The sequence below is a fragment of the Streptomyces sp. NBRC 109706 genome, from assembly GCF_000974485.1.
GTDB lineage: Bacteria > Actinomycetota > Actinomycetes > Streptomycetales > Streptomycetaceae > Streptomyces.
Genome location: NZ_BBOM01000005.1, coordinates 1,089,323 through 1,116,010, shown reverse-complemented (window position 1 = coordinate 1,116,010; position 26,688 = coordinate 1,089,323). Strand labels below are relative to the sequence as shown.

Here is a 26,688-nt window from a genome sequence, read left to right as displayed (position 1 = left end):
CGCGCTGTGAGGATGTTGGGCATCTCGGGGTAGGGGAGCGGAGAGATCATTCCGGGGACAAGGGGGACACCGTGTTGTGGAGCGCGCCGAAGCAACTGAAGCTGTTGATGAGCCACCAACTGAACAGTCGCCAGGGGCCCAGCACGATACGCACCCAGCTGCGGCAGACGAGTGTGGTGGTCGCCCGTCCCGCGCGCGGCGAGGCGCGGTTCGCCCTCGCATGCGGACACTGCGGTCGGGAAGGGGTCTTCGTCGTTCAGGATCTGGACACGACCAACCAGCTCCGACGCGTTCCGATCATCCGTTCCGTGCTCCTCGCCCTGGTGTTTCTGGCGCTCCCGGTGTCCTTTGCGATCATCGGATTCGGCGGCGGCGACATCCTCTTCCAGGTGTTGACGATTCCGGCCGGCCTGATCTTCGGCCCGTTCGGCCTCGCGCTGCTGATCGCTCCCACCGGGAAGATCGGCGTCGAGGTGCCCGAGCCGATGTTCTACGAGAGCAACACCTCCCGGCAGGGATTCACCTATGTGACCCGCAACAAGCACGCGGGCCAGGGCCTGAGTTGTGTGGGCCGGGTCGAGGTGGTCAAGTGAGCACCCGCCCCCGCCCTCGAATCACCGGCGCTCAGTCGGGGGCCACGGCGGACGGAAGCGGGTAGGCGTCGATCGCCACCGTCGATTCCAGCGCCTGCACCTTCACCGCCAGATAGAGCGTGGTGTCGGTCAGCGCATACCCCACCATATGGTCATAGTCCGACGGGAGTTGACCGACGGACGTCTCGGTGCCTTCGGTCAGGTCGAGCACGGTCAGCTCCCCGCGCTGCTGGAGGACGAGCAGCCGGCCGTCGCCCAGGTCGAGCGCCGCGTCCGGCGCGCCGGCGTAGTCGTGGCGCCAGCGGAGTTCACCGGTCTCCAGATCGTGGCCGGCGAAGCCCGAGCGGCCGTCCTCGCCGAACGCCGACTCCAGCGCCGTGTCGCCGACCAGTCTCGGATGGATGAAGTGCCCCTGGACCGAAACCCGTTGCCGCACCTCGCCGGACGAGTCGAACGTGGTCGCCTCGCCGCCGATCAGCAGCGTCAGCGGCTCGTCGGCGAGTACTTCCTCCGTCACGCCGCCCAACTCCCGCACGGGGCGCGTCCACAGCTCCTCGCCCGTCGCGCTGTCGAAGACGGTCAGCACATTGTTCTCGTTGCGCTGTTCGTCGTCGGTCTCCCCGCAGTTGTAGGAGATGGCGGAGCGTTCGACCGAGATCGCCCAGGAGTGGCCCCGGCAGTCGTCGGGCGGCCAGGGCGTGGGGAGTTGGGCGCCCGATGCGAGGTCGAGACGGTGGTAGGCGTAGGGCACCGGGGTGGTGTACTCAGGGGACACCCGGACGCCGACCCAGTCGTCGGCGAGGGTGATATCCATCCAGGAGTTGGCCAAGTTGGCGCTTTCGTCGGCCGGTTCGATATCGGAGGTGTCCACCAGCCGCTGCCGCCACACCAGTTGACCGTCCGCCGTGTCGACTATCGCCAACTCGACGCAGACGCCGTTGTGTTCGGCGTCCCGATAGGCGACGGCGGCCAGCCCGGCCGCGTTGACGGTGGCGCTCGCGGCGCAGATGCCGCCGACCTCGGCCGGCGTTTCGAGCGTCCAGGACGGCTCGCCCGTCGCCGGGTCCAATGCCTGCACCGTGTCCTCGCCGACCAGGGCCACAAGCCCCGACTCGGCCCAGAGTGTGGTGAGTTGGCCGCTCTGGATGGTGAACCCCTCGTTCGCCCGCCAGGACCGCTCCCACGGGGTCACCTCGGACGCCGCCGCCTCCTGCCCCTCGTCGTTCCCGCCGTGGCGCACCAGCACCGTCGCGGTCGCCGACACGGTGGCCAGCAGCGCGCCGACCACCATGAGGCGCCGCCGTCGTCGCTGTCTCGTCGATTCCATCCTGCCCACACCCCCGTTGCACCCGTACACCCGCGGACACGCGGCGGGAACGGCCGACGGTTCCCTGACGGGACGTCCGACGCGCGGGCTTCCCGGCCCGGGTACGTGCGGTGACCGCCGCGCGCGGGCTACGTTCGCCCGGTGATGAGCAGCGACGAGAACGAGCGCGACACCCGTGAACGCGACACCCGTGAACGCGACCCGCGCGAGCAGGACCGGCCGACGCCCAGGGAGCTGTTGGCGCGGGCGCCGCTGATGGCACGCCCACTGCCGCCGTTCGACCCCGGCCCCGCGCCCGCGTCCCCCGGCCGGCTCTTCGTGGACTGGCTCGACGAGGCGATCGACGCCGGCGTGCTGGACCCGGGCGCCGCGCTGCTCTCCACGGCCGGCGCGGACGGCCGCCCGGACGCCCGGGTTGTGGCGCTGCGGGATGTCGAACTGGCCGACGAGGGTTGGGTGTTCGCCGCCGACACGGCCAGCCCCAAGGGGGTGCAGCTGACCCAGCGGCCGGCCGCGGCGCTCACCTTCTACTGGCCGGCGCAGGGCCGGCAGATCCGGATCAGGGGGGACGTCACCCAGGCCACGGCCGAGGTCTCCGTCGCCGATTTCCGGACCCGTTCGCCCGCTTCGCAGGTGGCCGGGCTGATCGGCCGGCAGAGCACCCCGATGGAGTCGCTGACCGCGTGGGACACCGCCGCCGAGGGCGCCAGACGGCAGTTGGACAACAACCCGGACGCGCATCCGCCGGGCCACACCGTCTTCACGCTCCGCGCGCACCGGGTCGAGTTCTGGCAGGGTGACTCGGCGCGGCGCCATGTGCGGCTGGGCTACCGGCAGTCGGGCGACGGCTCCTGGCAACGGACGCTGCTCTGGCCCTGAGAGCGGGCCGCTCCCCAGGAACGGGGGCGCCGCCCCCGCCCGGGCCGGGCGAGGACGGCGCCCCCGTCATGTGTTGCGTGGTGCGGTGGTGTGGTTCAGGAACGGGACGTGACGGTGTCCCGTTCGCGTTCCTCGTCGGCCGGGGCCTCGTCCGCCTTGTCGGCCGGGGTCTTATCGTCCGGGGCCTCGGCGGCGGTCGGCAGCTGGGCCACGGCCGAGCCCTCGACGTCGACATTGGGCAGGATCCGGTCCAGCCAACGCGGCAGATACCAGGCCGAGTTGCCCAACAGCGCCAGCACCGCCGGCACGATGGCCATCCGCACCACAAAGGCGTCGAAGAGGACGGCGACCGCGAGGCCGAAGCCGATCATCTTGATCATCTGGTCGGAGGTGCCGATAAACCCGGCGAAGACCGCGATCATGATCACGGCGGCCGCCGTGACCACCCGGGCGCCGTCCCGGAAGCCGGTCACCACGGCCTGGCCCGCGGACTCCCCGTGCAACCGGGCCTCCCGCATCCGGGTCACCAGGAACACCTCGTAGTCCATGGCCAGGCCGAACACCACACCGACCATCAACAGCGGCATCATGCTCATGATCGGGCTGGTCTGCTCAACTCCGAACAGTCCGCCGAGCCAACCCCACTGGAAGACGGCCACCACGGCGCCGAGCGCCGCCAGCACCGACAACAGGAAGCCGAGCGCGGCCTTCAACGGCACCAGCAACGACCGGAACACGACCGTCAGCAGCAGAAACGCCAGCCCGACCACCAGCACCAGATACGGCACCAGCGCGTTGTTCAACTTCTCCGAGACGTCGATGTTCATCGCCGTGGAACCGGTCACCAGCACCTCGGCGCCGGTGTCGGCGGCGATGCCGTCGCCGGCCTCCCTGATGCTGTGCACCAGATCCTCGGTCTCGGTCGAACTCGGCTTGGAGGCCGGGATCACGGTGATCGTCGCCGCGTCACCGGCCTCGTTCAACACGGCCGGCGTGACCATCGCCACGCCCGGCAACTGCCCGACCTCGTCGGCCACCCGGTCCGCCGCGCCCTGCGGGTCGGCGGCGTCCTCGGTGTCCACCACGGTCAGCAGCGGACCGTTGAATCCCACGCCGAAACCGTCGGCCAGCGTGTCATATGCCTTGCGCTGGGTGGTGCTGGTCGGCTGGGTCCCGTCGTCGGGCAGGCCCATCTCCATCTGGGTCACCGGCAGCGCCATCGCGCCCAGACCGACCACCGCCGTCAACAGCACCGCCACCGGCCGGCGCAGCACGAAGTTCGCCCACCGCACGCCCATCGCGGGCTTGGCGTCCGCGTGCTCGCTCTCCTGGGAGTTGTGCGCCTTGCGGGACTTGCGGGGGTGCACCCGGTCGCCGACATAGCCGAGCAGGGCCGGGATCAGGGTGAGCGCGATCAGCACCGCGATCAGCACGGTGGCGGCCGCGGCCAGACCCATCTCGGTCAGCAGCGGAATATTCACAACGGACAGGCCCACCAGGGCGATCACCACCGTCAACCCGGCGAAGACCACGGCGGAGCCGGCGGTGCCGACCGCGCGCCCGGCCGCGTCCTCCTTCTCGCGACCGTCGCGCAGCTCGCCCCGGTAGCGGGAGACGATGAACAGCGCGTAGTCGATGCCGACCGCGAGGCCGATCATCATGGCCAGGGTCGTGGTGTTGGTGCCCAGGTCGAGCGTGCTGGCCAGGGCGGTGATGCCGCCGACGCCGGCGCCCACGCCGATCAGCGCGGTCAGCAGCGGCAGCCCGGCGGCGATCAGCGAACCAAAGGTGATCACCAGCACCACGGCGGCGACCGCCACCCCGATGATCTCCGTGGCCGCGACCTCCGGCACGGTCTGCAGCGCGTCGCCGCCGACCTCCACGGTCAGGCCGCGCTCCCGCGCGTCGTCGATGACCGACTCAAGGGCGTCGCGGCTGGAGTCCTCCATCTCCATCGACGGCACCTGGTAGGTCACCGAGGTGAAGGCCACCCGGCCGTCCTCGCTGACCGTGCCGGTGGCGAACGGGTCGGTCACCGCGGCCACTTCGGGGGAACTGTCGCCCAGGGCGGCCAGCGTCCGCTCGATCTCGGCCCGGGTCTCGGGCGCGGTGACGTCGCTGTCGGCCGGTGCCTCGAAGACCACCCGGGCGCTGGCACCGTCCGCGTTGGCCTCCGGCACCCGCTCCTCCAGCAGGTCAAAGGCCTCCTGCGCCTCGGTGCCCGGGATGGAGAAGGAACTGTTCGTCGGGGCGGGCGCGGTCGCCGCGCCGACGCCGGCGAGGGCGAGCAGGGCCAGCCAGAGAAGGGTGACTATGTGTCGTTGCCGAAAGGCGAATCGGCCCAGTTTGCTGAGGAATATGGACACGGTCGAAGAACTCCCGATCAAGATCGGAGGGCGGGGGCTGGGGGGTGAGGGTGGGGTGTGGACGCGCGGGGGGTGGCGGCCGGTGGTTCAGAGGCCGACGGCCGGGAGGATCACGGCGTCGATATAGCCGAGCAGGAACTCCCGGGTGGGCAGTTCGCCCGTGACCAGTTCCTCCATGGCCAACGCGCCGATCGCCATATGCGGGATATAACGCAGCGCCGGCCGGTCCGCCGGCACCTCGCCCCTGGCCACCGCGCGCTCCAGCAGCGCGTCGAACTCGGCGGTGGTCGGACCGATCACCAGTTCCCTGAACGCGGTCATCAGGTCGGGGTTGTTGTGGGTGGCGGTGAACAGGCTGCGCATCAGGGCCGAGTGCTCGGCCATGGCCTGGTCGTCGCCGACCATCACCAGGGCGCGAAGGTCGCCACGCAGGGTTCCGGTGTTGATCTCGGCGGGACGGACGCGGCGTTGGGCGTTCAGCGCCTTGACGACCAACTCGGGTTTGCTGCCCCACTGTCGGTAGAGCGTGGCCTTGCTGGCGTGGGTCCGGGTGGCGACGGCGTCCATGGTCAACGCGTCATAGCCGACCTCCCGCAGCAGATCGAGCACCGCCTCGTACAGCTGAGCCTCACGCTCGGGCGTGATCCGCCGCCGCGTGCCCTCGACGGTCATGAGTTGGGCCACCTCCCTTAAGTGTACGAAACCGTTTCGTACGCCTCCTTCGAAGGTAGGCCACCCGCTTAACGAAACGAAACCGTTTCGATGTGTCCTCCCTCACGGTGCGCGCACTCGCGCTGAGTCCAGCCACCCCGGGGCGGGGCCCGGGCCCGGGCAGGGCCCGGTCACCGGCCGGTACCTCGCCCCGCCGGGCGGACGGCCATCGGCCGGCCGTTACCGGCCCCGGCTGTTACGGCCAGGCACCTCGGGCAGTCCGGTTGCCGGAGGGCTGGTTCGGCCCTGTTCCCGTATGGCTACCGCCAGGTGGCGTGCAGCGCTGAGTAACCATCCGGCAACGGCTGTGGTCTTCTGGTCTTTCGCTCCGGATCTGCCTCGCCACGCTGTGGTGATCCATCTGGTCGGGCGAGGGAGCACGGGTGCGGCAGGACCGGGAGCCGGAAGACCTGATCGAGGTCTGGACGCTGCTCGAAGACGACATGAAGAAGACGACATGAAGAAGGTGCGGAACAAGTCCGGGGCGACCCCGGTCGGGCTTCGCGCTGTTGCTCAAGTTCTTCGAGGTGGAGGCCCGGTTCCCGGAGTCCGCCAGGGGGGATGCCCGCGGCGGCAGGGCTGTGCGAGGAGCGGACCGGAGAACCGGTGTCGCTTTCATACGCCCTCAGCCGGGCAGTGTGACGAGCCCCATCTCATAGGCGGTGATCACGAGCTGAACCCGGTCCCGGGCGTCCAGTTTGGTGAGCAGGCGGGACACGTGCGATTTGGCGGTGGCCACCGTGATGAACAGGTCCTCTGCGATCTCGGTGTTCGACCGGCCGCGCCCGACCAGGGTCAGGACCTCTCGTTCCCGCTCGGTGATGCCCTCGACCGGCCGTGGGGAGCGCGCCGGCGCGCTCGCGGGGCGACCGGCGAACTCGGCGATCAGGCGGCGCGTGACGCCAGGCGCGATCAGCGCGTCGCCGGAGGCGACCACGCGGACCGCGGCGAGGATCTCGTCGAGCGCCATGTCCTTGACCACGAAGCCGCTCGCTCCGGCCCGCAGCGCGCCGTAGACGTGGTCGTCCTCGTCGAAGGTGGTCAGGACGAGGACACGGGCGGCCGCAGGTCCGGCGGTGATCAGGCGCGTTGCCTCGATTCCGTCCATGACCGGCATGCGGATGTCCATCACCACGACGTCGGGGTCGATCTCCCCGGCCAGCCGGACCGCTTCCGCGCCGGTGGCGGCCTCGCCGACGACCTCCAGGTCGGGGTCGTGGGCCATGAGCATGCGCAGCCCGGACCGCACCAGCGGCTGATCGTCGGCGAGGAGGACGCGTACGGGACCCCCGCTCATCGGGCCTCCACCGCAACTGCGACGGGCTGCGGCAGCGGGAGTCGCGCCGCCACCCGGAAACCACCCTCGGGACGCGGCCCGGCACTGAAGCGGCCGTGGAGCAGGGCGACCCGCTCGCGCATGCCCACGATGCCGAAGCCGTGGGCCGCGTCGTCCCCGGCGCCGCCGCCGTGCCCGTTGTCGACGATCTCCACCGACAGTTCCTCGTCCCCGTAGTCGACGGTCACCCGGCACCCCCCGGTGCCCGCGTGGCGGACCACATTGGTCAGCGCCTCCTGGACGATACGGTAGGCCGACAGGTCGATGTCGGCCGGAAGCGGGCGCTGTTGTCCGCTGCGGCGCACCTCGACCCGGACGCCGGCGTCGGCCGTGGCCGCCGCCAGCCGTTCGAGGTCCTCAAGGCCGGGTGATGGCGCGAGCGCGGCCCGCCCCGAGGCCCCCGTGTCCGGATCGGCCTGACGGAGCGCCGCCACTGTGCGCCGAAGGCCCGACAGGGCCTCCCTGCTGGTCACTTCGATGGCGCACAGCGCCTCGCGGGCCTCCTCGGGATGGGTCCGGATCACCCGGCTCCCCGCACCCGCCTGGATCGCGATGATGCCGATGCTGTGAGCGACCATGTCGTGCAGCTCCCGGGCGATCCGCAGCCGTTCGGCGACGACGGTCTCGGACACCTCCTGCGTGCGCAACGCCACTGTGTGCTGGCGGCGTTCGCGGATCAGCTGGCCGGCGGTGCAGGCCGCGGCCATCGCCAGGACGGTGATCAACACGTTGCCGATCATGTCGTTCCCGTGCGTGAACCCGCCGATCATCAGGAACTGGACGAAGAACGATCCGGACGCGGCGAGGACCGAAGTCCGCCGGGCGAGCGTGGTGACGACGAACCCCAAGAAGAGGTTCGCCGACAGATACGCCAGGAACAGGCCCCGGTACGCGTCCGAGAGGTCCGCGGGGGCGCCCGCCAGAACGACGGAGGATCCGAGCAGCGCCAGGACCAGGGCCAGGAGCGGCGCGCGGCGCAGGACGCCGACGAGCAGGGTCGCGGCGAGCATCGCCCCGAGGCCGTGGACCGTGCCCGAAGCCTGCGGCGCACCTCCGATGAGCAGACCCACCGCGAGGAAGTACAAGACGCCCCCCGCCCAGGCCACGAGGTGCGAGGGCGGCGGGGCGCTCGGTACGTCGCTCATCCCGGGAGGCTATCCAGCCGCCACCCCTCGCGGCATCGTCCCGTGGGCTTACGCCCCCGGGCGAACCCGGCCCGGCGATGGTCGCCCACGGCCCCATGACCCGACGGGGGTCCTCCCGGGAGCGTTGCTCCTGTGATCGAAGTCAACGAACTCACCAAGCGCTACGGCGCCAAGACCGCCGTCGACCACCTCTCCTTCACCGTGCGGCCGGGCCATGTCACCGGATTCCTCGGCCCCAACGGAGCCGGCAAGACCACCACGCTGCGGCTGGTCCTCGGGCTCGACGCGCCCACCGGCGGCTCCGCCACCGTCAGCGGGGTCGCCTTCCGCAGCCACGCCCGCGGACTGCGGCACGTCGGCGCGCTCCTCGACGCCGGCCGGGTCCACGGCGGACGCACCGCTGCGGCCCACCTGTCTGCCCTGGCCCGCAGCAACGGGATCTCCCTGCGCCGCGTGGACGAGGTGCTGTCCGAAGTGGGACTGGCCGAGGCGGCGAACCGCCGCATCGGAGGGTTCTCGCTCGGCATGAAGCAGCGGCTCGGGATCGCCACCGCCCTGCTCGGCGACCCGCCCGTGCTGATGTTCGACGAGCCCGTCAACGGGATGGACCCGGAAGGGGTGCTCTGGATGCGCCGCCTCTTCCGGCGCCTCGCGGCCGAGGGCCGCACGGTCTTCCTCTCCAGCCACCTCATGTCGGAGATGGAGAACACCGCCGACCGGCTCGTCGTCATCGGCCGGGGCCGGCTCATCGCCGACGAGTCGATACGGGACTTCGCGGCCCGCGGCGCCGGTCTCGGCGTCGTGGTGGGCACGCGGCAGGCCGCCGAGCTGGCCGCCGTACTGACCGCCGCGGGCGCGTCGGTCGACCCGGAGAGATCGCGGGGCGCCGAGAAGCTCGCCGTGACCGGGCTGCCCGCCGAGCGGATCGCGGCGCTCGCGTTCGAGCACCGGATCCTGCTGACCGAGCTGACCACCCGAACCGCCTCGCTGGAGGAGGCATTCATGGAACTCACCGCCGGCAGCGTCGAATACCAGGCAGGACAGCCCCGATGACCTCACTCACATCCGCCTCCGCCTCGGTCGCGTCCCCCGCCGAGCCGCCGGCCCGGTTCCGCGAGCTGCTCGCCTCCGAGTGGATCAAGATGCGGTCCCTGCGCTCCACCCCGTGGACCCTCGCACTCACCACACTCTTCGTCATCGGATCCGCCGCGGTCTCGGCCCTGGCGGAGAACGACGACCTGCGCCGGATGAGCGCGGCCGCGCGGGCCCATGAGGGATTCCACGTGTTCGCCGCGTTCCCCCCTGCCGGCTACATGACGCTGATGCTTGTCGCGGGGAGCATCGGCGCCCTCACCGTCGTGAGCGAGTACAGCAGCGGCCTGATCGCCACCACCACCGTGGCCGTCCCCGGCCGCGGGGCGGTGACGGCGGCCAAGGCGGTCGTCACCGCAGCGCTCTGGACCGCGCTCGGCACGGTCGTCTCCGCCGGTTCCTTCCTGGTGTCCCAAGCCATCCTGAGCGAAGAGCGGGCCGGGGTCCCGCTCAGCCATCCCGGAGTGCTTCGCGCGCTGATCGCGTCGGCCCTCCTGGCCCCGGTCTGTGCCCTGGTCGGCCTCGGCTTCGGAGTCCTGATCAGGCACAGCGCCGCCACCATGGTCACCACGGCCTTCGTCCTGGTGATGCTGCCGCCGATCTTCTCGCAGAGCACGCGCTGGTCCGCCGCCGTGAACCACGCGATGCCGGCCTCGGCATGGCGGCGCCTGGTGCAGACCTGGGAACCGGATCCTCACTCGCTCGGCTACGACGCCACCGTCCCCGGCTCCTGGGCCGTGTACGTCCTCTGGCCGCTGCTCGCGGTCGTCCTCGCGGTGGTCCTCGTACGACGCCGCGACGTGTGAACGTGTCTCCAAGACCCGCATATCGCGCCCCGGAGACAGAGGGGCAAGGCGCCCGAAGCCGGACACGGCGTGGGCGAGGCCCCGGCCGCGTGCCGAGGGGTGGGTGGTGACTCCGTCCATGAACCCGCACCCGGCCGCCGACCAGGCGTCGCCGCGACGGCCAGCGGTTCCGTCTCGTCGACGACGCCGGCCCAGCGGCGCACGCCCGCGCGTCCCGGCTGCGCATAGGAGTCGGGGAAGAACCGGTCGAACAGCGATGTCGCCGCCTTCTCCTCGCTCGCGTCCAGCCACCGCACACCCTCGGTCGCGGCGCCGCGACGGGACGTGGTCTCCATCCACAGGAAGCCGTGCACAGGCGCCAGGCCGGGCATCCGCCGCACCAGCGCGTCGGTCAAGGCGGCCTCGCCCAGCACCCGGTAGGACGCGCCGACCTCCGCCAGGACTCGTCGCACCAGTATGGCCGCGTCGTCGCTGTCACCGTGGCTCAGTTGTGCCAGATCCTCCATGCACCCGCGCTTATCAGATATTCCGGGAACGCGGCGCCCGTTCAGCCGTGCCGCTACCGGTGCGGGTGAACTCCCATGCGGACGGGCGCCGTTCGGTGTGCTCTCGGGTCTACTGCCAGGGAAACGTCCCACCGGCCAGCGTTCAGGAAGTGACCCTCGATGTCTTCCACCGCCCCGCCCTCCGCACCCCCGGGTTCCGTCGCGGAGCTGGTGCGCCGGTCCGCGCGGGCGGCTGGGCGTCGGGTGCGGCTCAGCCGCTGGCTCTATGTCACCCGCCCCACCCCACCACCACCGGCAACGGCGGCCGACCCCGCCCCCGAGCACGGCTGGAAGCTGCATATCGCCGCCCGCCCCAGCACCCTCCGCGCGACGCTGGAACGCGCCCTGCCGACCCTGCTCCGCACTGACTGCGACTTCAAGTCCGTGCCGGACGAGGGGAGTCTGGCCGAGTTGAACTCCACCGCGAACAACAACCCCGGCGCCGTCGGCAAGGCGCTGACCGTCTACCCGCCGCAGGAGCCGGCCGCCCTCCGCGCGCTCGCCGACGCCCTCGCCGACGCGTTGACCGGCCTGACCGGGCCGACGATCCGCAGCGATCGGCGGGTGCGCGGCGACGCCCCGCTGCACTACCGCTATGGCCCGTTCCGCGCCCGCTACCTGTTCGACGCCGACGGGCAGCCCGAGTTGGTCATGGTCGGGCCCGACGGCCAGCGGCACCGGGGCATCGCAGGGCCGGAGTTCGACCCGCCGCCCTGGGCGAACGACCCGTTCGCCCAACCGACGGCCACGCCCGTCAACGAGCCGTTGCTCGGCGGCCGTTACCGTCCGACGTCCGGCATCCGACGCGCCGCCCGAGGCGACGTCTACCGCGCCGTCGACACGGCGACCGGCCAACTCGTCGTCGTCAAGGAGGCGTTCGCCTGGGTCGGTGAGCGGCCCGAGGGGTATGACGTGCGCGGCCGGCTACGGAACGAGCGCCGGGTGCTCCAACTCCTGGACGGATCAACGGATGTGCCCAGCGTCATCGACCACTTTCGGCACGGAGAGGACGAGTTCCTGGTCATCGGGGACCTTGGCGGCCGGACCCTCGGCGAAGTGGTGGCAGACGAGGGCCTGTTCGTCGATCCGGCCGATCTGCGGGCGCCGCTGGTGGCGCGCGCCGACGGGCGGACGCTCATCTGGCTTGCCCGCGCGCTGCTCGCCCTGCTCGACCAGGTGCATGCGGCGGGCGTGGTCGTCCGCGATCTGGCGCCGAAGAACGTGCTGGTCGGGACGGACGGGCGGCTGCGGCTGATCGACTTCGATATCGCGGCGCACGCCGGCGTGCAGTGCGCCGGCCACACGCCGGGGTACGCGCCGGGGGACCAGTGGCGGAACCCGCCGGCCCGGGTGGAGGACGACTACCACGCCCTGGGCGCGACCCTCTTCCATGCCACGACCGGCCTCCAACCATCGGTCATGGCCGACGGCCAACGCCCGGACACGGAGGCGACGTTGGCCTGCCTGGCCACCGTTCACCCGGCGTTGACGGACGGCTCGGCGACGGGCGCCCTGGCGCTGCTGCCCCGGCTGCTGTCGGACCGCCCGGACGAACGGGCGGCCGCCGCAACGGAGTTGCGCACCGAGCGCATCAGCCGACCACCGACAACGACCGTGCCGGAACCGAACCTTGACGTGTTCGCCGCCCAACTCCGCGACGGCCTCCGCCGTTTCGCGGACCGTCCCGCCGACCCCGATGGGGAGCCCGAGGTACCCGGCGTCTATCGGGGAACGGCCGGTGTGGCGCTGGCGCTGAGCCGGCAACGGGACCCGGTCGACCGTCGAAGAGCCCTGTGCCTGGCCCGCCGCGCCGCCCGCCCCGGGCCCGCCGGGCAGCCCCCGCCCGGCCTGGCGGCCGGCGGCACCGGCATCGCCGTCGCCCTCGCCACGACCATCGAAGTGGGGGACGAACTCACGGACGCCGTAAGGCGGTTGGCGTCCCCGGACCCGGCCGCGTTGCCGTCCGGCGCCGAGGTGGTCGCCGACCACACCCATGGCCTCGCCGGCATCGGTGTCGGCCATCTGCGGCTCGCCGCCCTCACCGGCGACCGGCGCCATCTGGACGTGGCGGACGTCTGCCTCCGCCGGCTGCTCGCCGGCGACCATGGCCACGCCGAGCCGCCCGACGCCGCGCCCGGCACCGGCGCCGGCGTCGCGCATGGCTTCGCCCATGGCACCGCCGGCCTGGTCGACTTCGCGCTCGCCGCCCGCGCCATCCTCGGCGCCGATCCCCGACTGGACCGGACGCTCGACGCCTGGTGGGATCAACTCGCCGCCGCGACAGGGCAGTCGATCGCCGATACGCGCGGCCCGCTGGTCCGTCCACTGGCCGGCTCCTGGTGCCAGGGCCTTGCCGGGATGGGCCGCGCGCTGCTGCACGCCGGCCGTGCGTTGGACCGGCCCGAGTCCACCGAGCTTGCCCTGGCGGCCGGCGAGGCCGCGTTCGGGCTGGCGCCCCGGATGGCCGCCGTCGGCCAGTGCTGCGGACTGGCCGGACTGGGCGAGTTCCTTCTCGATCTCGCCGAGGCCGCCGACGACCCCACCCCCTGGCAGGCCCGCGCCCGCCGCGTCGCCACCCTGCTCCTACTCCGCAAACCCCCTGCCAGGGACGCCAGTTGGGCCCAGGGCGACGCCGGTCTCCTCACCTTCCTGCACCGCCTCCATCCCCCGGCCGAATGACAGAGGTGCCAGACCAGAAACCGCTTCTAGGATGGACGTAGCGCGTTCGCCGACACACGGGGGGTAGCTGTGGCACGGTATCCGACACCGGTACAGATGGAAGTCCGCATCGCGAACGGGATGTTCTGGATCGGCAACGAGATGTTCCCGGTGCACACCATCGCATCGGTGGCCAAGCGCTGGACGCCCGGACAGCGCAACAAGGGGCCGGTGGAGCTGGCCGTCTATCTGCTGGCCGCCGTCATGACCGGCATGATGGGGGCGAGCGCAGTGGGCCCGGCGGGGCTGCTGATCGGAGTGCCGCTGGTCCTGTTCGGCTGGTGGCGGTTCAGCGAGGCGCGCCCCCAACCCGACATGTTCTCCCTGCAGTTGATCACCTGGACCAACCGCAGATACTTCGTGTGGAGTCCGGACCCCAACTACATCGACTGGCTGGTACAGGAGATCGCCGCCGCCACCGCCCAACTCCCCGGCCCCGGCCCGGTGTACCAGGTCGAGAACTACGTCCAGGGCAACGTCATCTACAACGGCGGCAACGGCGGGAACGAGGGGCCGCCGGCGGGCGACGGGCCGCCGGGGAACGGGAAGCCCGCCGGTCCCGCCAGCTGAGACGGGGGTCAGCCGCGGGCGCGCGGTGGGCTTGCCGTTCGCTTCCACGAGCGCAGCGTCCCTCCTACGGGTGGATGGGCCGGGGAGGCGCGCCCGCGCCGGCGCGCCACATGGTCTACTTCCGGTCGATCAGCGTCGAAGCAGCCGTCGACCAGCCCACTGGGAGGAAGTCCCCATGCCAGTCCCGCAGTTCACCACCGTGCCCACGCCCCCGCACACCAGCCCGTTCAACGGGTTCAACGTGTTCAACGGGTTCGCGCCGCGCGACGCCGGTCCCGCCGCCGGCCGGGCCGCCGCGACGGGGGTCGTGTTCGCCGTGGACGATGTCCGGCATGCCGCCGACAGATGCGGCTCGACCTGCATCTCCAACCGCACCTTCTTCTGCGACGCCATCACCCGATAGGGCTCCCTCCTTGCCCGCCCTCGGGCAGGAGGGGCCCATCACTCGACAAGGCGCCCCGCCGTGTCGCGCAGCGCGCGGATCAGGGCGCGGACGGCCTGGGACGCGGCGAGTTCGGGGGTCGTCACATAGCCGATGGCCCGGCTGGGGCGGTTCGGGCCGAGGTCGGTGACCTCGATGTTGGCCGCCCGCCCGCCCGGTTCGCCCAGCTCGCGCAGCGAGAACACCGGCATGATGGCCATCCCGTCGCCGTTTCCGACCAGGGTCAACACCCCGCCCTCGTCCTCGGTTTCGACGGTCGGGGCGGGGAGCCAGTCCTGGGCGTCCCACCATTCCCTGGTGTACGAGGAGCAGTTCTCCGCCCAGTCCACCAGCGGCAATGCTCGCGGGGCGGGATGGCCGGCGGGGGAGACCATCGCATAGGGCTCCCGCAACAGGGTGCCGCCGACCATGCCGTCGGGAACGGGGGAACGGTCCCCGATGGTGGCGATGGCGAGGTCGGCGCGGCCGGCCGCGACCTCCCCCGGGGTGCCGGCACCGAGATCGCGCACCACCCGCACCCGTGGCTGGATCCCGTCGTGCCGGGTGGTGAGCAGCCGCAGCGCGGGCGGCAGCAGATGCAGCGCGGCGCTGCGGAACGCGGCGATCCGCAGCGGGCCGGCGACGACGCCCGTCTCGGCCTCGCGCGCCTCCCGCGCCAGCACATCGAGCAGTTGCAGCACCCGGCGCGCGTGGCCCACCGCGCGCTCCCCGGCCGGGGTGGGGCGTGCGCCCGCGCGCCCGCGCTCGAAGAGCACCACGCCGAGCTTTCGTTCGATACCGCGCATCGCATGCGAGACGGCGGACTGGGTGAGGCCCAACTCCCGGGCGGCGGCGGAGAATCCGCGTTCCCGCTCCACGGCGACCAGCACCCGCAGCTCGCCCGGGCTCAGATCCCGCTCGGTCGTCAACGCCATGGCCGCGCCCCTCCTCGCCCTCTCACCTCGTGCTATGAGCGCGATTCATGGCCGCGCGCCGTTCCATGAGCCCAACGGTCTGATGACCCGACCTGTTCCCCGCCTACCGTCCCGACCATGAACCAGCCCCCCAGCACCACGCCCGCCACGCCCACCACTGCCGTCGCCGTCCACCAGGTGGCGCGCCCCGACGGGTTCCCCACCGCCGACCACTTCCGCTTTGTCGAGGGCCGGCTGCCCACGCCGGAGCAGGGAACGGCGCTGGTGGAGAACGTGTACTGGTCCGTCGACCCGTACCACCGGGAGATGATGGACGGCGCCTTCGCGCTCAACGCGCCCCTGGAGGGGCGCACCATCGGGCGCGTGATCGAATCGCGCGCCCCCGAGCTGCCCGAAGGCGCCCTGCTGCTGCACCGGCACGGCTGGCGCACCCATGCCGTGGTGCGCCCGGACGAGGTGCGGCTGCTGCCGAGCTATGCCGGGGTGCCGCTCTCCGCCCATCTCGGCATCCTCGGCGGCACCGGCCTGTCCGCCTATGTCGCCCTGACCAGGATCGCCCAACTCCAGCACGGCCAGGACGTGTTCGTCACGGCTGCGGCCGGCGGCGTCGGCACGGCGACCGCCAGGCTCGGCCGGCTGCTGGGCGCGGGGCGGCTGATCGGCAGCGCCGGCTCGGCGGCCAAGGTCGCCCATCTCACCGAACACGTCGGCTATGACATCGCGTTCGACTACCACGAAGGCCCGATCGTCGACGCGCTGCGCGCCGCCGCGCCGGACGGCGTCGACCGCACCGTGGACAATGTCGGCGGTGAGCATCTGGAGGCGGCCATCGACGTGTCCCGCGACCACGCCCGGATCGCCTGGGTCGGCGCGATCGGCCAGTACAACTCGCCCGAGCCGCCGCCCGCGCCGCGCAACCTCTTCGACCTGGTCGGCAGGTCGATCCGGTTGGAGGGCTTCCTGGTCCGCGACTACCAGCATGTCCAGCAGGAGCTGTACGACTTCGCCGTGCCCCATATCCAGTCGGGCCGGCTGGGCCTGGACGCCACCGTGGTCACCGGCTTCGACCAGATCGTCAACGCCTTCCTCGGCATGCTGCGCGGCGAGAACGTCGGCAAGATGATCGTCGCCGCCACCGATCAGGCCGATCAGGCCCGGTAACGTAGCGCCGCTCGTCAGAACGCGTTGATCGCCGACGGCGCCCGTTCCGCGCGGGTGAGGGCGCGCAGCAGCGCGGGTTGGCCGTGCCGGCGGGCGGCCAGGCCGGCCAGCAGGGCGGCCACCGGATCGAACGCGGCGGGCGGCAGGTTCGGCGTCGGGACGTCCACGCTGACCGCCAAATCGTCGCCGTGCACGGCCAGTTCCATCATCCGGGTCAGCAGGAAGTCGTCGAGCCGCAGCGCCCAGCCCGTCCAGGGCAGCTCGACGGGCGCCTCGCCGTCCAGCGAGGGGAGCGCCGCGCGCTGCTCGTCGAGCGCCGCGCGCAGCCGCGCGACCAGCTCGGCCGGTCCTTCGGCGGCGACGTTCGCGCCGTTGTCCCTGATGCCGACGTTCACCTCGCTGTCGACGGGCGCGTCGATCCAGGCGGCGCGGGCGTAGTGCTCCAGCACGGGGACCGGTCGGCTTCCGGCCGGTGCCGTCGTCCCCATGACGCGGGCCACGCTGAACACCTGGTGGGCCAGATGCCCGGCCAGGGCCTGGACGGTCATCTCCGGCAGCGCGCTGGGCGCCGCCCAGCCGGCGGCCACCTCGGGCGCCGCCAGCAGTTCGGCCGCCACCTCGGCGGCGTCCAGATACGCGTTGCTCAGACTCATCGCCCCTCCAAGATCGATTCGCCCAAGTATGCGCCTCAAGTGCGCGACGCCGCCTCTCACTTCCGTCCGGCTGGATTGTCAGTGCCACGTAGTACCAATGAGGGCAGGCAGAAAGGAGCCTTCGCCTTGGCAGCTTGTTCTTGTTCAGGGATCAGTTCGGCACGAGCACGACTCCGCGCGACCCTCCGGATACGTCCGGCCCATCCCCTGACCGACCGGCGCGTCAGCACCCCCCGGCTGCCGGCGGTCGCCGGCGACGACCACTACGTCTCCAAACGCCGCCAACTCACCGTCTCCTGCTAGCCCACCACCAGCGTAAGCCCAACCCGGCGGGAGGCCCCCACCCCACCAAGCCTCCCGCCGGCTCACCCACCCACCCACCCCGGGCCGACCGGGCCCGGGGCGGGTGGGTGGGGAAAGGCTGCGGGGGAGGGGGTGGCGTCGGTATGGTCGCTGGGGTCTCACGAGGACCGCGTCATCCGCACATCATCGCCACATTCGCCGGCGTCACCGGGCTCCGGCGGGAGGGGTTGTGTTCGTGCCCAACAGCTCATCTCCAGCGGACAGTTGACAGCCCATGCTCCTCGCACGCCTGCTTCTCTACCTCGGCTGCGGCACCATCATCGGCGCCCTTCTCTTCAGCGCGGCGGCCTGTACGGTGCTGCGTTAACGCGCGCCCTCGGCCGTCGGGGTGAACTGTTGGTCGCCCACGACGCGGAGCAGCGCGAGGCGGTCGGCCGTGTCCGAGCCGGGTGGGGGCGTGTACAGCACGACGCGTTGGTCGCCCTCCGGGGCGAGCAGCACCTGGCAGTCCAGGTCCAGCGCGCCGACCACCGGGTGGAGCACCCGCATCCGGCTCTGCCGCCGCACCGCGACCTCGTGCTGCTCCCACAGCGAGGCGAACTCCGCGCTGGCGCCCAGCAGTCGGTCCACCAGCCGGCCGGCGACCGGGTCGCCGCCCCGGCGGCCGACGGCGGCCCTGAGGTCCGCGACATGCGTCCGGCTGAGCCGCGCGTGCTCCTCCGCCGGGTACGGGTCCCGCTGCGCCGGCTCGGTGAACCAGCGCCACACCACATTGCGGCCATGCTCCGAAACGGTGCACACCCCGCCCAACAGCGCCCGCGCCAATGCGTTCTGGGCCAGAACATCGCCCAGGTCATTGAGCACCTGGGCCGGTGTGCTGCCCGAGAGCTGGTCCAGCAGATGCAGCAGCGTCGGGCCGACCTGGTCCCCGGCGGCCCGTCCCGCCGGCGGCCGGTGCCCGGCGAGGAGGTGCAGATGGTCCCGCGCGTCGTCGCCGAGCCGTAGCGCCCGCGCCAGCGCGCCCAGCAGCTGCGGCGACGGCCGTGGCCCACGCGCCTGCTCAAGCCGGATGTAGTAGTCGGCCGACATGCCGGCGAGTTGGGCGACCTCCTCGCGCCGCAGCCCGGGCGTGCGCCGTCTCGGCCCGGCCACCAGGCCGACGTCCGCCGGCCGCACCCGTTCCCGTGAGCGGCGGAGGAAGTCGGCGAGGGCGCGGCGATCGATCGGCATGCCCACCATCGTGCCCGACCGCCGAGACCGTAGCCAGGGACCGCCGATCCCTGGCTCGACAAGGCTCTCCCGCGAGACGCGGCCCGCGAACAGAGTGGTCCACCAGCAGGAGCAGACACCCGCGGAGCACCGAGGAGCGAACCCGTCATGAACGTTGCCACCCATACAGTCGCCACCCACACACTGGACGTCGCCGATGCGCGGCTGCACTACGACCGCGGTGGATCGGGCCCCGCCCTGGTGCTGGTGCATGGCACCGGATCGGGGGGATCGGAGGTGAACTGGGCCGGGCTCGCCCCCCGGTTCGCCGCCGCGCACACCGTGATCACCCCCGACCTCTCCGGCACCGAACGCACCACCGACGCCGGCGGCCCGCTGACCGTCGAGGGCCTGGCCGCCCAGGTCGCCGCCGTGATCGAGGACGCCGGCGTCGGCCCCGTCGACCTGTTGGGGTTCTCGATGGGTGCCCCGGTCTCCGTCGCGGTCGCCGCGCTCCGTCCCGAGCTGGTGCGGCGGCTGATCCTGGTCGCCGGCTGGGCCCACACCGAGGGCGACGAATACCTGCGGAACCTGTTCGCCCTCTGGCGGCAGCTCAGCGTCTCGGACCCGGCCGCCTTCGGTCGCGCCGTGACGATGACCGGCTTCAGCCGGGGCTTCCTCAACGCCATCGGCCGCGAGCAGGTGGAACTCCTCATCCCCAATATGCCGCCCACGCCGGGCACCCTGCGCCATGTCGAACTCGATGCCCACGTCGACATCCGCGACCTGCTGCCCCACGTCCGGGCCCGGACACTGGTCATCGGCTGTGCCCAGGACATCACCGTCCCCGTCGAGCACAGCCGCGCCCTGCACGAGGCCATCGCGCACAGCGACTATGCCGAGATCGACGCCGGCCATGTGGCGTTCTTCGAGAAGGAGAACGAGTTCGTCGCCCTGGTCGACGAGTTCACCGCGGGAACGAGGCGCTGACCCCGTTACGGCACGAGCGGCCGGCGTCCCCGTCTACGCCGAACGCGGCCGGCATGGCGGGTTCGCCCTGCTGCCCGGCTTCCACACCGAGCTGACCGGGTTGAGCCATGACGAGGCGCTGGCCCTGCTGGTCGCCGGATCGCGGCGCGGCGCCCAGGTGTTCGGCCTGGGCACGGCACTGGCATCGGCGATGCGGAAGGTGGTCGATGCGCTGCCCGCCGGCTATCGGACCACGGCCGCCGGCGCGGCCCGACGGCTCCTCGTCGATCCGGAGACGGATCTGCTCTCCCGCCGGGAGGCCGTCGACGAGGTGCCGGACGCCACGGCCGCCGAGATCAGGCGCGCGGTGTTCGCCGGAAAACCGGCTGCGCATCCACTACGCGGCGGTGGACCAGGCCCCGAAATGGCGCACGGTGGACCCCGTCGGCCTGGTTACCGTGCATGGTCAGGGCTACCGGCCCCGGGCCGGGCGGGGGACGGTGTGCAGTTGGTGCTCCAGGGTGGTCAGCAGGGAAGGCAGGTCCGGGGCGACGGCGAGGTCGTCCAGGGTGGGGGCGGCGAGGAAGCCCGCGTCGACGAGGCCGCGCAGGGCGCCGAGCAGCGGCGTCCAGAAGCCGCCCGCGTCGAGAAACCCGACGGGCTTGGCGTGAAAGCCGAGTTGGCGCCACGACCAGACCTCGAAGATCTCCTCCAGCGTGCCGAGCCCGCCCGGCAGCGCGACAAACGCGTCGGCGCGCTCCGCCATCAGCGCCTTCCGCTCGTGCATCGAATCGCAGATGACCAGCTCCGTGACCTCGCGGTGGGCCCACTCCCGTTCGACCATGTCGCCCGGCATGACGCCGATGACCTCGCCGCCGGCCGCCAGCGCGCTGTCCGCCAGCACGCCCATCAGCCCCCGGCGGCCCCCGCCGTAGACGATCCCTATGCCGCGCCGCGCCAGCTCCGCGCCCACGGCGGCGGTGAGTTCGGCGTGCGCCGGGTCGTGTCCGTCGGACGAGGCGAGAAAGACGGCGAGTCGGCGCATGGGATTCTCCGGAAGGTTCGCGGGAGGATGGCCCGGTGAGCGATGACCTTGTGGAGCATGGTTCGGGTGGGCCGGGCGGGATCGCCGTGCTCTTTATTGTGGCGGTCTGCCTGCTGGTGCTGTTCAGCGGCCTGGTCTTTCTCGCCTCCCGGATCGCCACCCGCCGGAACCGGCGGCCAGGGCCCGTCGCGGTCTGGCTCGGTGGGGCCGCGCTGCTGAGCGGCTATGCGGCCGTGGCCATCTACTTCTGGGGAGCCCTGCACATGCTGTTCCTGGAGGACGCCGATCTGTACCAGGGCTGCCAGGAGGCCGCCGGCACCGAGCAACCGCTGGACGTGAACGGGTACTCGACGAGCTACGTTCCGCCGCGCATCGTCTGTCATACCGGCGACGGGGCCGAGCTGGCGATGATCGTGCCGGCGTGGATCGCGCCGGGCCTGGCGGCCTCCGGGGGGTTCACCCTGGCCGCCGGCCTGGCCTATGGCGCGCAGCGACGCCGCGCCGCCCCCGTCGCCGTTACAGGAACGCCGAGTCCGGGCGGTCGCCGTTGATCAGGACGGGGATCCGGCGGCGGCGGTTGCCCGCGATGATGGCGTACTGGACGATGGAGGGCGGCTCGTTCAGCTCGCGCAGCGGCAGCCAACTCACCTTGGGCGGCAGCTGCTTGGAGTCCGCCGGCACGCGCGGCAGCTCGCCGCCGTCGAGGACGTAGGTGATCGCGTTGAGTTCGCCGGCCTCGTCCGTGTCCAGGCTGACGGCCAGCATCTCGCAGACCGAACGGTCATAGCCGGTCGCCCTGATCATCTTCTCCCGCGCCGCGAGGATCGGGCAACGCCCGGGCTCCACCTCGCCGTTGGGCAGCACCCAGCTCGCGTCGTCGCCCGAGCCGCGCACCATCAGCACATGGTGGGTCGCGGTGGTGGCCAGGACATGGAACCGGATGGGAACGGGAGAGCGGCGGATCGTCGTATGCATGGTTGCGGTAAGTCCTCTTTCTTATCGGGGGGTTCAGGCGTGGGCCATCAGGAGGCCGGTGGCCGCCGTGAGCAGGCACATCAGGCCGACGAACGTCGGCCCGAACGCGCGGTCGACGAAGTCGGCCACCGGCCTGCGCGGAGGCTCGGGGGCGGCGGAAGGTCCGGCGGGGGGTCCGGCGGGGGGTTCGGTGGGGCAGTCCACGCGCCAGTGCTTCTCGCTGCGGATCAGGAACCGGCCATGGTCCGCGGTGTCCCTGGTGTGCTCTATCACCCACACGGTCACCGGCTGCGCGTCGTCGTCGACCAGCGGCGAACGGGCGTCGCAGCTCAGGCATTCGGCGCCGTAGATCACCTGTGGCACGCCGGGCCCGCGCTCCTCGCTCACCACCCAGTCGGCGCCGCGGACGATCGGGTACGGGTAACGGTGCCCGTAGGCATGGGTCCTGTGGTGGGTCAACGCTGTTCCCTCGTTTCGCGGCGGTATGCGCGGCGGATGGGTGGATGATTCGTCGGATGGTGGGCGAATTGCCGTGATGGTCATGGCAGTTCGCCGCTTTTGATGCGGTAGTTGGTCACGCTGGTCGCGTTGAGCCGCTTGACGCGGGCCCGCAGCTCGGCGTGCGCGTCCAGTGGATCGGCCCGTGGATCGGCCGAGCGTGCCGGGCCCGGGGCAACGGGGGACGGCGCCGGCTCGACGTACCCCTCCTCGGTCCGCCTGATCTGGTCGGCCAGCCGGAGCAGCGTCGAGGCCAAGCCCTGGTAAACCAGAAAGACCAGCGCCGGTGCACCGAGCAGCGTCAACCATGCCCAGTGACACAGCATCCAGGTATTCAGCACGTGGCATCCTTCTCACAACGGAGCGCGAACCACACCGACTTGCCGACCGTTCCGTCGTCCCAGACATGTCGGAAGCAGCCGAAGTCGTCGACCAGTTGGCCGAGTAGCCAGAGCCCGCGCCCCGTCACCGCCTCCGGATCGGGCGGGGTGGTGAGGACGAGAGGGAAGGTGGATGAACGGTCCAGGACCTGGACGATGGTCAGCCCGCCGCGCAACCGCGCCAGCAGCAGCCGGCACTCCTGGTCGGGAACGTGCCGCGTGACATTGGTCAGCAGCTCGGTCACGCCCAGCTGTCCCAACTCCAGGGCGGGCTCGGGAAGATGCCAACCGCGCATAACTTCGGTCACGCGCCCCCTCCATGCACCGATCCCCTGGGCGCGCGCCGTTAACAGCCAGTTACGCGCGTTCTCGTTAGCAACGAGCCTTCCCGTCAAGGTCATTGATGCCTCCCCAGGTGGTCGCGAGCAGGGGCTCGAACGACGTCGCTCACCGTTTCGAAACAGAGAGTGAGCGCACAGCTTCAGAATGACAGGCAGGGTGGTAGCGGAGCCACGGAAATCCTGTAATTGTGGCCTCAAAATCCATTGAGTGTTTCGGCGATTACGGCAGGTAATTCCATGCCGGCGCAAAAGAATTGACGAACGCTCAGAAAATTGCTTGTGATCGCAGAACGTGCGGCGCAAGACTGAAGTGAGAGAGGACTGACGGATGAGGACGGACATCGAGTCGGCGACCCCGGCGCTGTGCCGCATCCAACTGGCCAACGAGCTGCGGAGGTTGCGCATCGCGTCCGAGCTGAAGGCCAACCGGGTCTGCGCCCGGCTGATCTGGAGCCCTTCCAAGCTGACCCGCCTTGAGGGCGCGGAGAACACGGTGGTGGAGCCCGCAGACGTGATCGCGCTCTGCGAGATCTACGGGGCCGGCAAGGAAGCGAAGAAGGAGCTGGTGGAGTTCGCCCGGGTGACCAAGGAAAAGAAGGACTGGTGGCAGAACCCGGAGTATCACCCCCTGATCACCCCGGTGTTCCGGGCCTTTCTGGGTCTGGAATCCTCGGCCTCGGGCCTGCTGAACTACGAGTCGGAGTTTGTCCCCGGGCTGCTTCAGACCGAGGCCTATATCCGGGCGATCTACCAGGAGGCGCATCGGGAGATGACCCCCGACGACGTCGAACGCCATGTGGCGATCCGGATGACCCGGCAGGAAAACCTGCTGCGGAAGCCCAACCCACTGCGGTACACCGTGATCATCAACGAGTCGGTGCTCCGACGTAGGGTGGGCAGCGCCGAGCTGATGCGGGAGCAGCTGGCCCACATCGTGAAGACGGCGGAGGGGCGAGCCCATGTCCGGGTCCAGGTGGTGCCGTTCGCTCTGGGGGTCCACCCCGGGATGAACGGCAAGTTCGTGATCTTCCAGTTTGACGAGCCCACCGTCGCCCCCTCGATCGTCTACCTGGAGAGTCTGGCCGACAGTTGGGTCAGTCGTAAGGAGCGCTACGTTCAGCGCTACGAGGACACCTTCCGCGACCTCCAGGCCCTCGCCCCCGGGCACCAGGAGTCCCTGGGCCTGATCAAGAAAGCAATCAAGGAGTTCTAAGACCGATGAACACGCGAGCGATCATCGCCTCCACCGAGCTTGACTGGTTCACCTCCAGCTACAGCAACAACCAGGGCGGGGACTGCGTCCAGGGGGCGCGGCTGTCGGGCGGCGGGATGGCCGTTCGCGACTCGAAGGTCCCCACGGGCCCGGCCTTCGCCTTTGACTCCTCGGCCTGGACGGGCTTCCTGTCCGCCGTGAAGTCCGACGGCCTGGCCTGACAGAACCAACCGGTGCCCCAACTGCCCGCCGCCGGCGGATGGTTGGGGCACCATTGCGCCCGCCGGCTACCGTTGTTGCCATGAGATCGCATCCCGAGCTCAAGTGGTTCAAGTCCAGTCACAGCAACGATCAGGGCGGCAACTGCGTCGAGGCGGCTCGCCTCCCCGGCGCGGCCGGCATCGCGGTCCGCGATTCGAAGCGCCCCAACGGCCCCTCGTTCACCGCCACTTCATCGGCCTGGAGCGGCTTCCTCGCCGGCCTCTGACCCCCGTCGGCCGTTGCCTCGGGCGGCGCCGGTCGTTGGTGGTGGCGACGGAGGCGGACCCTCCGCCTCCGCTTCGAGAGAGGCAGCCGACACCATGCGCACCACCGTCACCACCTTGGGCACCCTGGCCGCAGCGGCCCTGCTCGCCGTCGCCGGAACGACGTCCGCTCAGGCGGCGCAGGGCGTGCTGACCGTCAACGGCGTTGACCACGTGAACCCTTCGGGCTGCATCGCGGTCAGCGGTGAGGCCGACTACTTCACCGTCGCCAACGGCACCGACACCACCGCCCGCATCCACTCGGGGCCCGACTGTTCCGGCGGCCTCACCAATGTCGTCGGGCGCGGCAACATCCAGGAGGTCTACGGCGCCAGCGTCTTTATCCCCTGACCCGTTCGCCGTTCCCGTTCCCCGTTCCTGTTTCCCGGCCCCCGTCCCTTTCTGGGCGGGGGCCACCGTCGTTTTTCGGACACACGGAGCGTGACCAACTGGGGGGCGCGTCAGCCCCGTTCACCCGCGCCGCCGCCCGCGCCCGCGCGCCCGCCCGGCACCTTTTGCCCCCCATGTCCCCACCCCCCGCAAGCCCACACCCGACCACCCTCCGTCACCACCCCCCACCCCACCCATCCACCCGCGCCGCTCGCTCTCCCCTCCCGCCCACCCACCCTGATGCGCGCGCCCCCACTCACTTTCCGTCACCAAGCCGAACTTTCCACGACCCCACGACAGTTTTCCCCACCGGCCGGAGGTTTAACCGCCCCTGCTATGCCTCATGTTCAGTAACTGAACGCCGAGGCCCCGTTGCTCACCCCCAGCCAGGCTGTGCGAAATACACCTGGAGGCTTCCCGACCCACCACACCGGACGCGGCCCACAGTCAACCTCGGCGCCAAGTCCCCACGAGATGGAGGCACATGATGACCCCAACGACTCGCCCCTTACCCATCGACGCCGCAGAGGTCGAATTCCTCTGGCTCGACCTGACGCGGAAGTGCCAGCTCGCATGCGACCACTGCTACAACGCTTCCGGCCCTGAAGGCGGTCACGGAAGGATGAGCCGCGAGGCATGGCTCGATCTCCTTGACCAAGCGGCGACCGCCGGTATCCGCAGCGTTCAGCTCATCGGTGGCGAGCCAACGATGCATCCGCACTTTGCGGAACTGCTGGATCGCGCGGTGGCCCTGGGGATGGAGACCGAGGTGTTCAGCAACCTCGTTCACGTCTCGGACGCGAACTGGGCGCGTTTTCGACGCACCGGCGTTTCGCTTGCCACGTCCTACTACTCGGATCAGGCCGGCGAGCACAATGCGCTGACCGGTCGGCCGAGCCATCGCCGAACTCGGGCCAACATCGCCAGAGCCGTGGAACTTGGTATCCCGATCCGGGCGGGAATCATCGTCGGTCGCGATGATCAGCGTGTGGCCGAAGCCCGGGCCGATCTCGAATCGCTGGGCGTGACGAGAATCGGCCTCGACGACGTTCGGCCGTTCGGGAGGGGCGCGGAGCACGGGCAGCCGCCGGACCTCACGAACCTCTGCGGCCGCTGCGGCACCGACGCGGCCGCCATCGGCCCGAACGGGGAGGTCACGCCCTGCGTGTTCTCCACCTGGATGCAGGTGGGCAACGTACGGAGTGGGGATCTGAGTACCATTCTCAGCGGCCCCACCATGGCGCGGGCCACCGAGGCCATCCGCCAGGCTGTCCAGAGCAAGAACCTCAAACCCGAACTGAAATGTGCCCCCAAGAAGTGCTACCCAGACCAGACCCCGTGTTTCCCCGCGAGGACTCCCTGTACCCCGAAGAGGGAATTGCCCCCTGCCTGTCAACCCGATGACGGCGAATGTGAACCCGGATACACGTCGAACCACTGCAACCCCCGGAGGTAGGGTCCTGAAAGCGCTGGATCCCGGGCCCGAGCTTCGGAAGTTGATCGCGTCGCGTGCGGGGCACGTCGAGCGGTTTATGGCGCCGGAGCATGGATACGGCACAGATTTCCTCGCCACTGTCGAAGCC

General features: G+C 71.0%; 28 protein-coding genes and 1 pseudogene. 16 read left to right on the top strand and 13 right to left on the bottom strand.

Translation table 11 applies throughout. From position 1 onward, the window contains the following. Positions 1–107: 107 nt before the first annotated feature. Positions 108–593, top strand: a complete 486-nt coding sequence (locus AOM46_RS09950; RefSeq protein WP_062208299.1) for a hypothetical protein — start codon at positions 108–110, stop codon at positions 591–593. 31 nt (positions 594–624) lie between these two features. Here AOM46_RS09950 and AOM46_RS09945 read toward each other — a convergent pair whose 3' ends face one another. Continuing rightward, positions 625–1,920: a PQQ-binding-like beta-propeller repeat protein gene (locus tag AOM46_RS09945; RefSeq protein ID WP_158920351.1), complete on the bottom strand. Its 1,296-nt coding sequence runs from the start codon at positions 1,918–1,920 to the stop codon at positions 625–627. Positions 1,921–2,064: 144 nt separating this feature from the next. Here AOM46_RS09945 and AOM46_RS09940 point away from each other — a divergent pair, with 144 nt between their 5' ends. Further along, positions 2,065–2,799, top strand: a complete 735-nt coding sequence (locus AOM46_RS09940; protein ID WP_078856644.1) for a pyridoxal 5'-phosphate synthase — start codon at positions 2,065–2,067, stop codon at positions 2,797–2,799. A gap of 95 nt (positions 2,800–2,894) precedes the next feature. On the opposite strand, the gene AOM46_RS09935 is transcribed toward AOM46_RS09940, so the two are convergent. The 4 genes from AOM46_RS09935 to AOM46_RS09920 all read right to left on the bottom strand — a co-directional run bounded on the left by AOM46_RS09935 (position 2,895) and on the right by AOM46_RS09920 (position 8,357). Beyond that, positions 2,895–5,165, bottom strand: coding sequence for an efflux RND transporter permease subunit (locus AOM46_RS09935; RefSeq protein ID WP_062208294.1), 2,271 nt, complete (start codon positions 5,163–5,165; stop codon positions 2,895–2,897). Between the two features lie 87 nt (positions 5,166–5,252). Continuing rightward, a complete protein-coding gene (locus AOM46_RS09930) occupies positions 5,253–5,837 on the bottom strand; it encodes a TetR/AcrR family transcriptional regulator (RefSeq protein ID WP_062208785.1) in 585 nt (194 codons plus the stop codon). 664 nt (positions 5,838–6,501) lie between these two features. Then, on the bottom strand, positions 6,502–7,173 hold the full coding sequence (locus AOM46_RS09925; protein WP_062208290.1) for a response regulator transcription factor: 672 nt from the start codon (positions 7,171–7,173) through the stop codon (positions 6,502–6,504). Continuing rightward, a complete protein-coding gene (locus tag AOM46_RS09920) occupies positions 7,170–8,357 on the bottom strand; it encodes a sensor histidine kinase (RefSeq protein ID WP_067226020.1) in 1,188 nt (395 codons plus the stop codon). The genes AOM46_RS09925 and AOM46_RS09920 overlap by 4 nt, the downstream gene beginning before the upstream one ends. Before the next feature lie 132 nt (positions 8,358–8,489). On the opposite strand from AOM46_RS09920, the gene AOM46_RS09915 reads away from it, so the two are divergent. The 5 genes from AOM46_RS09915 (at position 8,490) to AOM46_RS09895 (ending at position 14,491) form a co-directional block, all read left to right on the top strand. Beyond that, entirely contained in the window at positions 8,490–9,410 is a 921-nt protein-coding gene (locus AOM46_RS09915) for an ABC transporter ATP-binding protein (protein WP_062208285.1), read from the top strand. Then, entirely contained in the window at positions 9,407–10,255 is an 849-nt protein-coding gene (locus AOM46_RS09910; protein WP_062208282.1) for an ABC transporter permease, read from the top strand. The genes AOM46_RS09915 and AOM46_RS09910 overlap by 4 nt, the downstream gene beginning before the upstream one ends. A 665-nt stretch (positions 10,256–10,920) precedes the next feature. After that, positions 10,921–13,479: a lanthionine synthetase LanC family protein gene (locus AOM46_RS09905; RefSeq protein WP_062208279.1), complete on the top strand. Its 2,559-nt coding sequence runs from the start codon at positions 10,921–10,923 to the stop codon at positions 13,477–13,479. Between the two features lie 96 nt (positions 13,480–13,575). Then, positions 13,576–14,088, top strand: a complete 513-nt coding sequence (locus AOM46_RS09900; protein ID WP_158920349.1) for a DUF6232 family protein — start codon at positions 13,576–13,578, stop codon at positions 14,086–14,088. Positions 14,089–14,263: 175 nt separating this feature from the next. After that, the gene (locus AOM46_RS09895) at positions 14,264–14,491 is read left to right on the top strand and encodes a hypothetical protein (protein WP_062208273.1); all 228 of its coding nucleotides are present in this window, start codon (positions 14,264–14,266) and stop codon (positions 14,489–14,491) included. A gap of 38 nt (positions 14,492–14,529) precedes the next feature. Here AOM46_RS09895 and AOM46_RS09890 read toward each other — a convergent pair whose 3' ends face one another. Continuing rightward, the gene (locus AOM46_RS09890) at positions 14,530–15,444 is read right to left on the bottom strand and encodes a LysR family transcriptional regulator (RefSeq protein WP_062208272.1); all 915 of its coding nucleotides are present in this window, start codon (positions 15,442–15,444) and stop codon (positions 14,530–14,532) included. 117 nt (positions 15,445–15,561) lie between these two features. Here AOM46_RS09890 and AOM46_RS09885 point away from each other — a divergent pair, with 117 nt between their 5' ends. Further along, on the top strand, positions 15,562–16,605 hold the full coding sequence (locus AOM46_RS09885; RefSeq protein WP_062208269.1) for an NADP-dependent oxidoreductase: 1,044 nt from the start codon (positions 15,562–15,564) through the stop codon (positions 16,603–16,605). 14 nt (positions 16,606–16,619) lie between these two features. Here the strand turns inward: AOM46_RS09885 and AOM46_RS09880 are convergent, their stop codons facing one another. Next, complete coding sequence (locus AOM46_RS09880) at positions 16,620–17,258, bottom strand: maleylpyruvate isomerase N-terminal domain-containing protein (RefSeq protein ID WP_062208266.1); 639 nt, start codon at positions 17,256–17,258, stop codon at positions 16,620–16,622. A 666-nt stretch (positions 17,259–17,924) separates the two neighbouring features. Then, entirely contained in the window at positions 17,925–18,800 is an 876-nt protein-coding gene (locus AOM46_RS09875) for a helix-turn-helix transcriptional regulator (protein ID WP_107080023.1), read from the bottom strand. 138 nt (positions 18,801–18,938) lie between these two features. Here AOM46_RS09875 and AOM46_RS09870 point away from each other — a divergent pair, with 138 nt between their 5' ends. Together AOM46_RS09870 and AOM46_RS35235 are read left to right on the top strand one after the other, a co-directional pair. Next, positions 18,939–19,760 (top strand): alpha/beta fold hydrolase, encoded by an 822-nt coding sequence (locus tag AOM46_RS09870; RefSeq protein ID WP_062208260.1) that lies wholly within the window; start codon positions 18,939–18,941, stop codon positions 19,758–19,760. Then, positions 19,687–20,215: pseudogene (locus tag AOM46_RS35235) on the top strand (helix-turn-helix transcriptional regulator); the annotation flags it as partial. The gene AOM46_RS09870 and the pseudogene AOM46_RS35235, both read left to right, overlap by 74 nt. Here AOM46_RS35235 and AOM46_RS09860 read toward each other — a convergent pair. Beyond that, the gene (locus AOM46_RS09860; protein ID WP_062208253.1) at positions 20,212–20,784 is read right to left on the bottom strand and encodes a TIGR00730 family Rossman fold protein; all 573 of its coding nucleotides are present in this window, start codon (positions 20,782–20,784) and stop codon (positions 20,212–20,214) included. The pseudogene AOM46_RS35235 and the gene AOM46_RS09860 sit on opposite strands and share 4 nt — an antisense overlap. A 35-nt stretch (positions 20,785–20,819) precedes the next feature. Here AOM46_RS09860 and AOM46_RS09855 point away from each other — a divergent pair, with 35 nt between their 5' ends. Then, positions 20,820–21,335, top strand: coding sequence for a hypothetical protein (locus tag AOM46_RS09855; protein WP_062208251.1), 516 nt, complete (start codon positions 20,820–20,822; stop codon positions 21,333–21,335). On the opposite strand, the gene AOM46_RS09850 is transcribed toward AOM46_RS09855, so the two are convergent. The 4 genes from AOM46_RS09850 to AOM46_RS33925 form a co-directional block, all read right to left on the bottom strand. Next, entirely contained in the window at positions 21,301–21,759 is a 459-nt protein-coding gene (locus tag AOM46_RS09850; RefSeq protein WP_062208248.1) for a hypothetical protein, read from the bottom strand. The genes AOM46_RS09855 and AOM46_RS09850 overlap by 35 nt on opposite strands. A gap of 33 nt (positions 21,760–21,792) precedes the next feature. Then, complete coding sequence (locus AOM46_RS09845; RefSeq protein ID WP_062208245.1) at positions 21,793–22,218, bottom strand: hypothetical protein; 426 nt, start codon at positions 22,216–22,218, stop codon at positions 21,793–21,795. A gap of 80 nt (positions 22,219–22,298) precedes the next feature. Continuing rightward, the gene (locus AOM46_RS09840; protein ID WP_062208243.1) at positions 22,299–22,598 is read right to left on the bottom strand and encodes a hypothetical protein; all 300 of its coding nucleotides are present in this window, start codon (positions 22,596–22,598) and stop codon (positions 22,299–22,301) included. Continuing rightward, a complete protein-coding gene (locus AOM46_RS33925) occupies positions 22,592–23,038 on the bottom strand; it encodes an ATP-binding protein (RefSeq protein ID WP_267887797.1) in 447 nt (148 codons plus the stop codon). Before AOM46_RS33925 ends, AOM46_RS09840 begins: the two co-directional genes overlap by 7 nt. A 268-nt stretch (positions 23,039–23,306) precedes the next feature. On the opposite strand from AOM46_RS33925, the gene AOM46_RS09830 reads away from it, so the two are divergent. From AOM46_RS09830 to AOM46_RS09810, 5 genes are all read left to right on the top strand, one after another. Continuing rightward, complete coding sequence (locus AOM46_RS09830) at positions 23,307–24,191, top strand: helix-turn-helix transcriptional regulator (protein ID WP_062208237.1); 885 nt, start codon at positions 23,307–23,309, stop codon at positions 24,189–24,191. A gap of 5 nt (positions 24,192–24,196) precedes the next feature. Beyond that, on the top strand, positions 24,197–24,412 hold the full coding sequence (locus AOM46_RS09825; RefSeq protein WP_062208234.1) for a DUF397 domain-containing protein: 216 nt from the start codon (positions 24,197–24,199) through the stop codon (positions 24,410–24,412). A gap of 80 nt (positions 24,413–24,492) precedes the next feature. After that, a complete protein-coding gene (locus AOM46_RS09820; protein WP_062208231.1) occupies positions 24,493–24,678 on the top strand; it encodes a DUF397 domain-containing protein in 186 nt (61 codons plus the stop codon). A 94-nt stretch (positions 24,679–24,772) separates the two neighbouring features. Then, positions 24,773–25,066 (top strand): hypothetical protein, encoded by a 294-nt coding sequence (locus AOM46_RS09815; protein WP_062208228.1) that lies wholly within the window; start codon positions 24,773–24,775, stop codon positions 25,064–25,066. A gap of 523 nt (positions 25,067–25,589) precedes the next feature. After that, complete coding sequence (locus AOM46_RS09810; RefSeq protein ID WP_234313696.1) at positions 25,590–26,561, top strand: radical SAM protein; 972 nt, start codon at positions 25,590–25,592, stop codon at positions 26,559–26,561. The last annotated feature ends 127 nt before the right edge of the window (positions 26,562–26,688 follow it).

Excerpts from the sequence above, each read along its gene's own strand:
- AOM46_RS09945 (WP_158920351.1), bottom strand. The coding sequence starts at position 1,920 with ATGGAATCGACGAGACAGCGACGACGGCGGCGCCTCATGGTGGTCGGC.
- AOM46_RS09905 (WP_062208279.1), top strand. The coding sequence starts at position 10,921 with ATGTCTTCCACCGCCCCGCCCTCCGCACCCCCGGGTTCCGTCGCGGAG.
- AOM46_RS09940 (WP_078856644.1), top strand. The coding sequence starts at position 2,065 with ATGAGCAGCGACGAGAACGAGCGCGACACCCGTGAACGCGACACCCGT.
- AOM46_RS09850 (WP_062208248.1), bottom strand. The coding sequence starts at position 21,759 with ATGCATACGACGATCCGCCGCTCTCCCGTTCCCATCCGGTTCCATGTC.
- AOM46_RS09875 (WP_107080023.1), bottom strand. The coding sequence starts at position 18,800 with ATGGTGGGCATGCCGATCGATCGCCGCGCCCTCGCCGACTTCCTCCGC.
- AOM46_RS09815 (WP_062208228.1), top strand. The coding sequence starts at position 24,773 with ATGCGCACCACCGTCACCACCTTGGGCACCCTGGCCGCAGCGGCCCTG.
- AOM46_RS09950 (WP_062208299.1), top strand. The coding sequence starts at position 108 with ATGAGCCACCAACTGAACAGTCGCCAGGGGCCCAGCACGATACGCACC.
- AOM46_RS09830 (WP_062208237.1), top strand. The coding sequence starts at position 23,307 with ATGAGGACGGACATCGAGTCGGCGACCCCGGCGCTGTGCCGCATCCAA.
- AOM46_RS09910 (WP_062208282.1), top strand. The coding sequence starts at position 9,407 with ATGACCTCACTCACATCCGCCTCCGCCTCGGTCGCGTCCCCCGCCGAG.
- AOM46_RS09810 (WP_234313696.1), top strand. The coding sequence starts at position 25,590 with ATGATGACCCCAACGACTCGCCCCTTACCCATCGACGCCGCAGAGGTC.
- AOM46_RS09860 (WP_062208253.1), bottom strand. The coding sequence starts at position 20,784 with ATGCGCCGACTCGCCGTCTTTCTCGCCTCGTCCGACGGACACGACCCG.
- AOM46_RS09925 (WP_062208290.1), bottom strand. The coding sequence starts at position 7,173 with ATGAGCGGGGGTCCCGTACGCGTCCTCCTCGCCGACGATCAGCCGCTG.
- AOM46_RS33925 (WP_267887797.1), bottom strand. The coding sequence starts at position 23,038 with ATGACCTTGACGGGAAGGCTCGTTGCTAACGAGAACGCGCGTAACTGG.
- AOM46_RS09900 (WP_158920349.1), top strand. The coding sequence starts at position 13,576 with ATGGAAGTCCGCATCGCGAACGGGATGTTCTGGATCGGCAACGAGATG.
- AOM46_RS09870 (WP_062208260.1), top strand. The coding sequence starts at position 18,939 with ATGAACGTTGCCACCCATACAGTCGCCACCCACACACTGGACGTCGCC.
- AOM46_RS09885 (WP_062208269.1), top strand. The coding sequence starts at position 15,562 with ATGAACCAGCCCCCCAGCACCACGCCCGCCACGCCCACCACTGCCGTC.
- AOM46_RS09895 (WP_062208273.1), top strand. The coding sequence starts at position 14,264 with ATGCCAGTCCCGCAGTTCACCACCGTGCCCACGCCCCCGCACACCAGC.
- AOM46_RS09880 (WP_062208266.1), bottom strand. The coding sequence starts at position 17,258 with ATGAGTCTGAGCAACGCGTATCTGGACGCCGCCGAGGTGGCGGCCGAA.
- AOM46_RS09890 (WP_062208272.1), bottom strand. The coding sequence starts at position 15,444 with ATGGCGTTGACGACCGAGCGGGATCTGAGCCCGGGCGAGCTGCGGGTG.
- AOM46_RS09920 (WP_067226020.1), bottom strand. The coding sequence starts at position 8,357 with ATGAGCGACGTACCGAGCGCCCCGCCGCCCTCGCACCTCGTGGCCTGG.
- AOM46_RS09825 (WP_062208234.1), top strand. The coding sequence starts at position 24,197 with ATGAACACGCGAGCGATCATCGCCTCCACCGAGCTTGACTGGTTCACC.
- AOM46_RS09820 (WP_062208231.1), top strand. The coding sequence starts at position 24,493 with ATGAGATCGCATCCCGAGCTCAAGTGGTTCAAGTCCAGTCACAGCAAC.
- AOM46_RS09930 (WP_062208785.1), bottom strand. The coding sequence starts at position 5,837 with ATGACCGTCGAGGGCACGCGGCGGCGGATCACGCCCGAGCGTGAGGCT.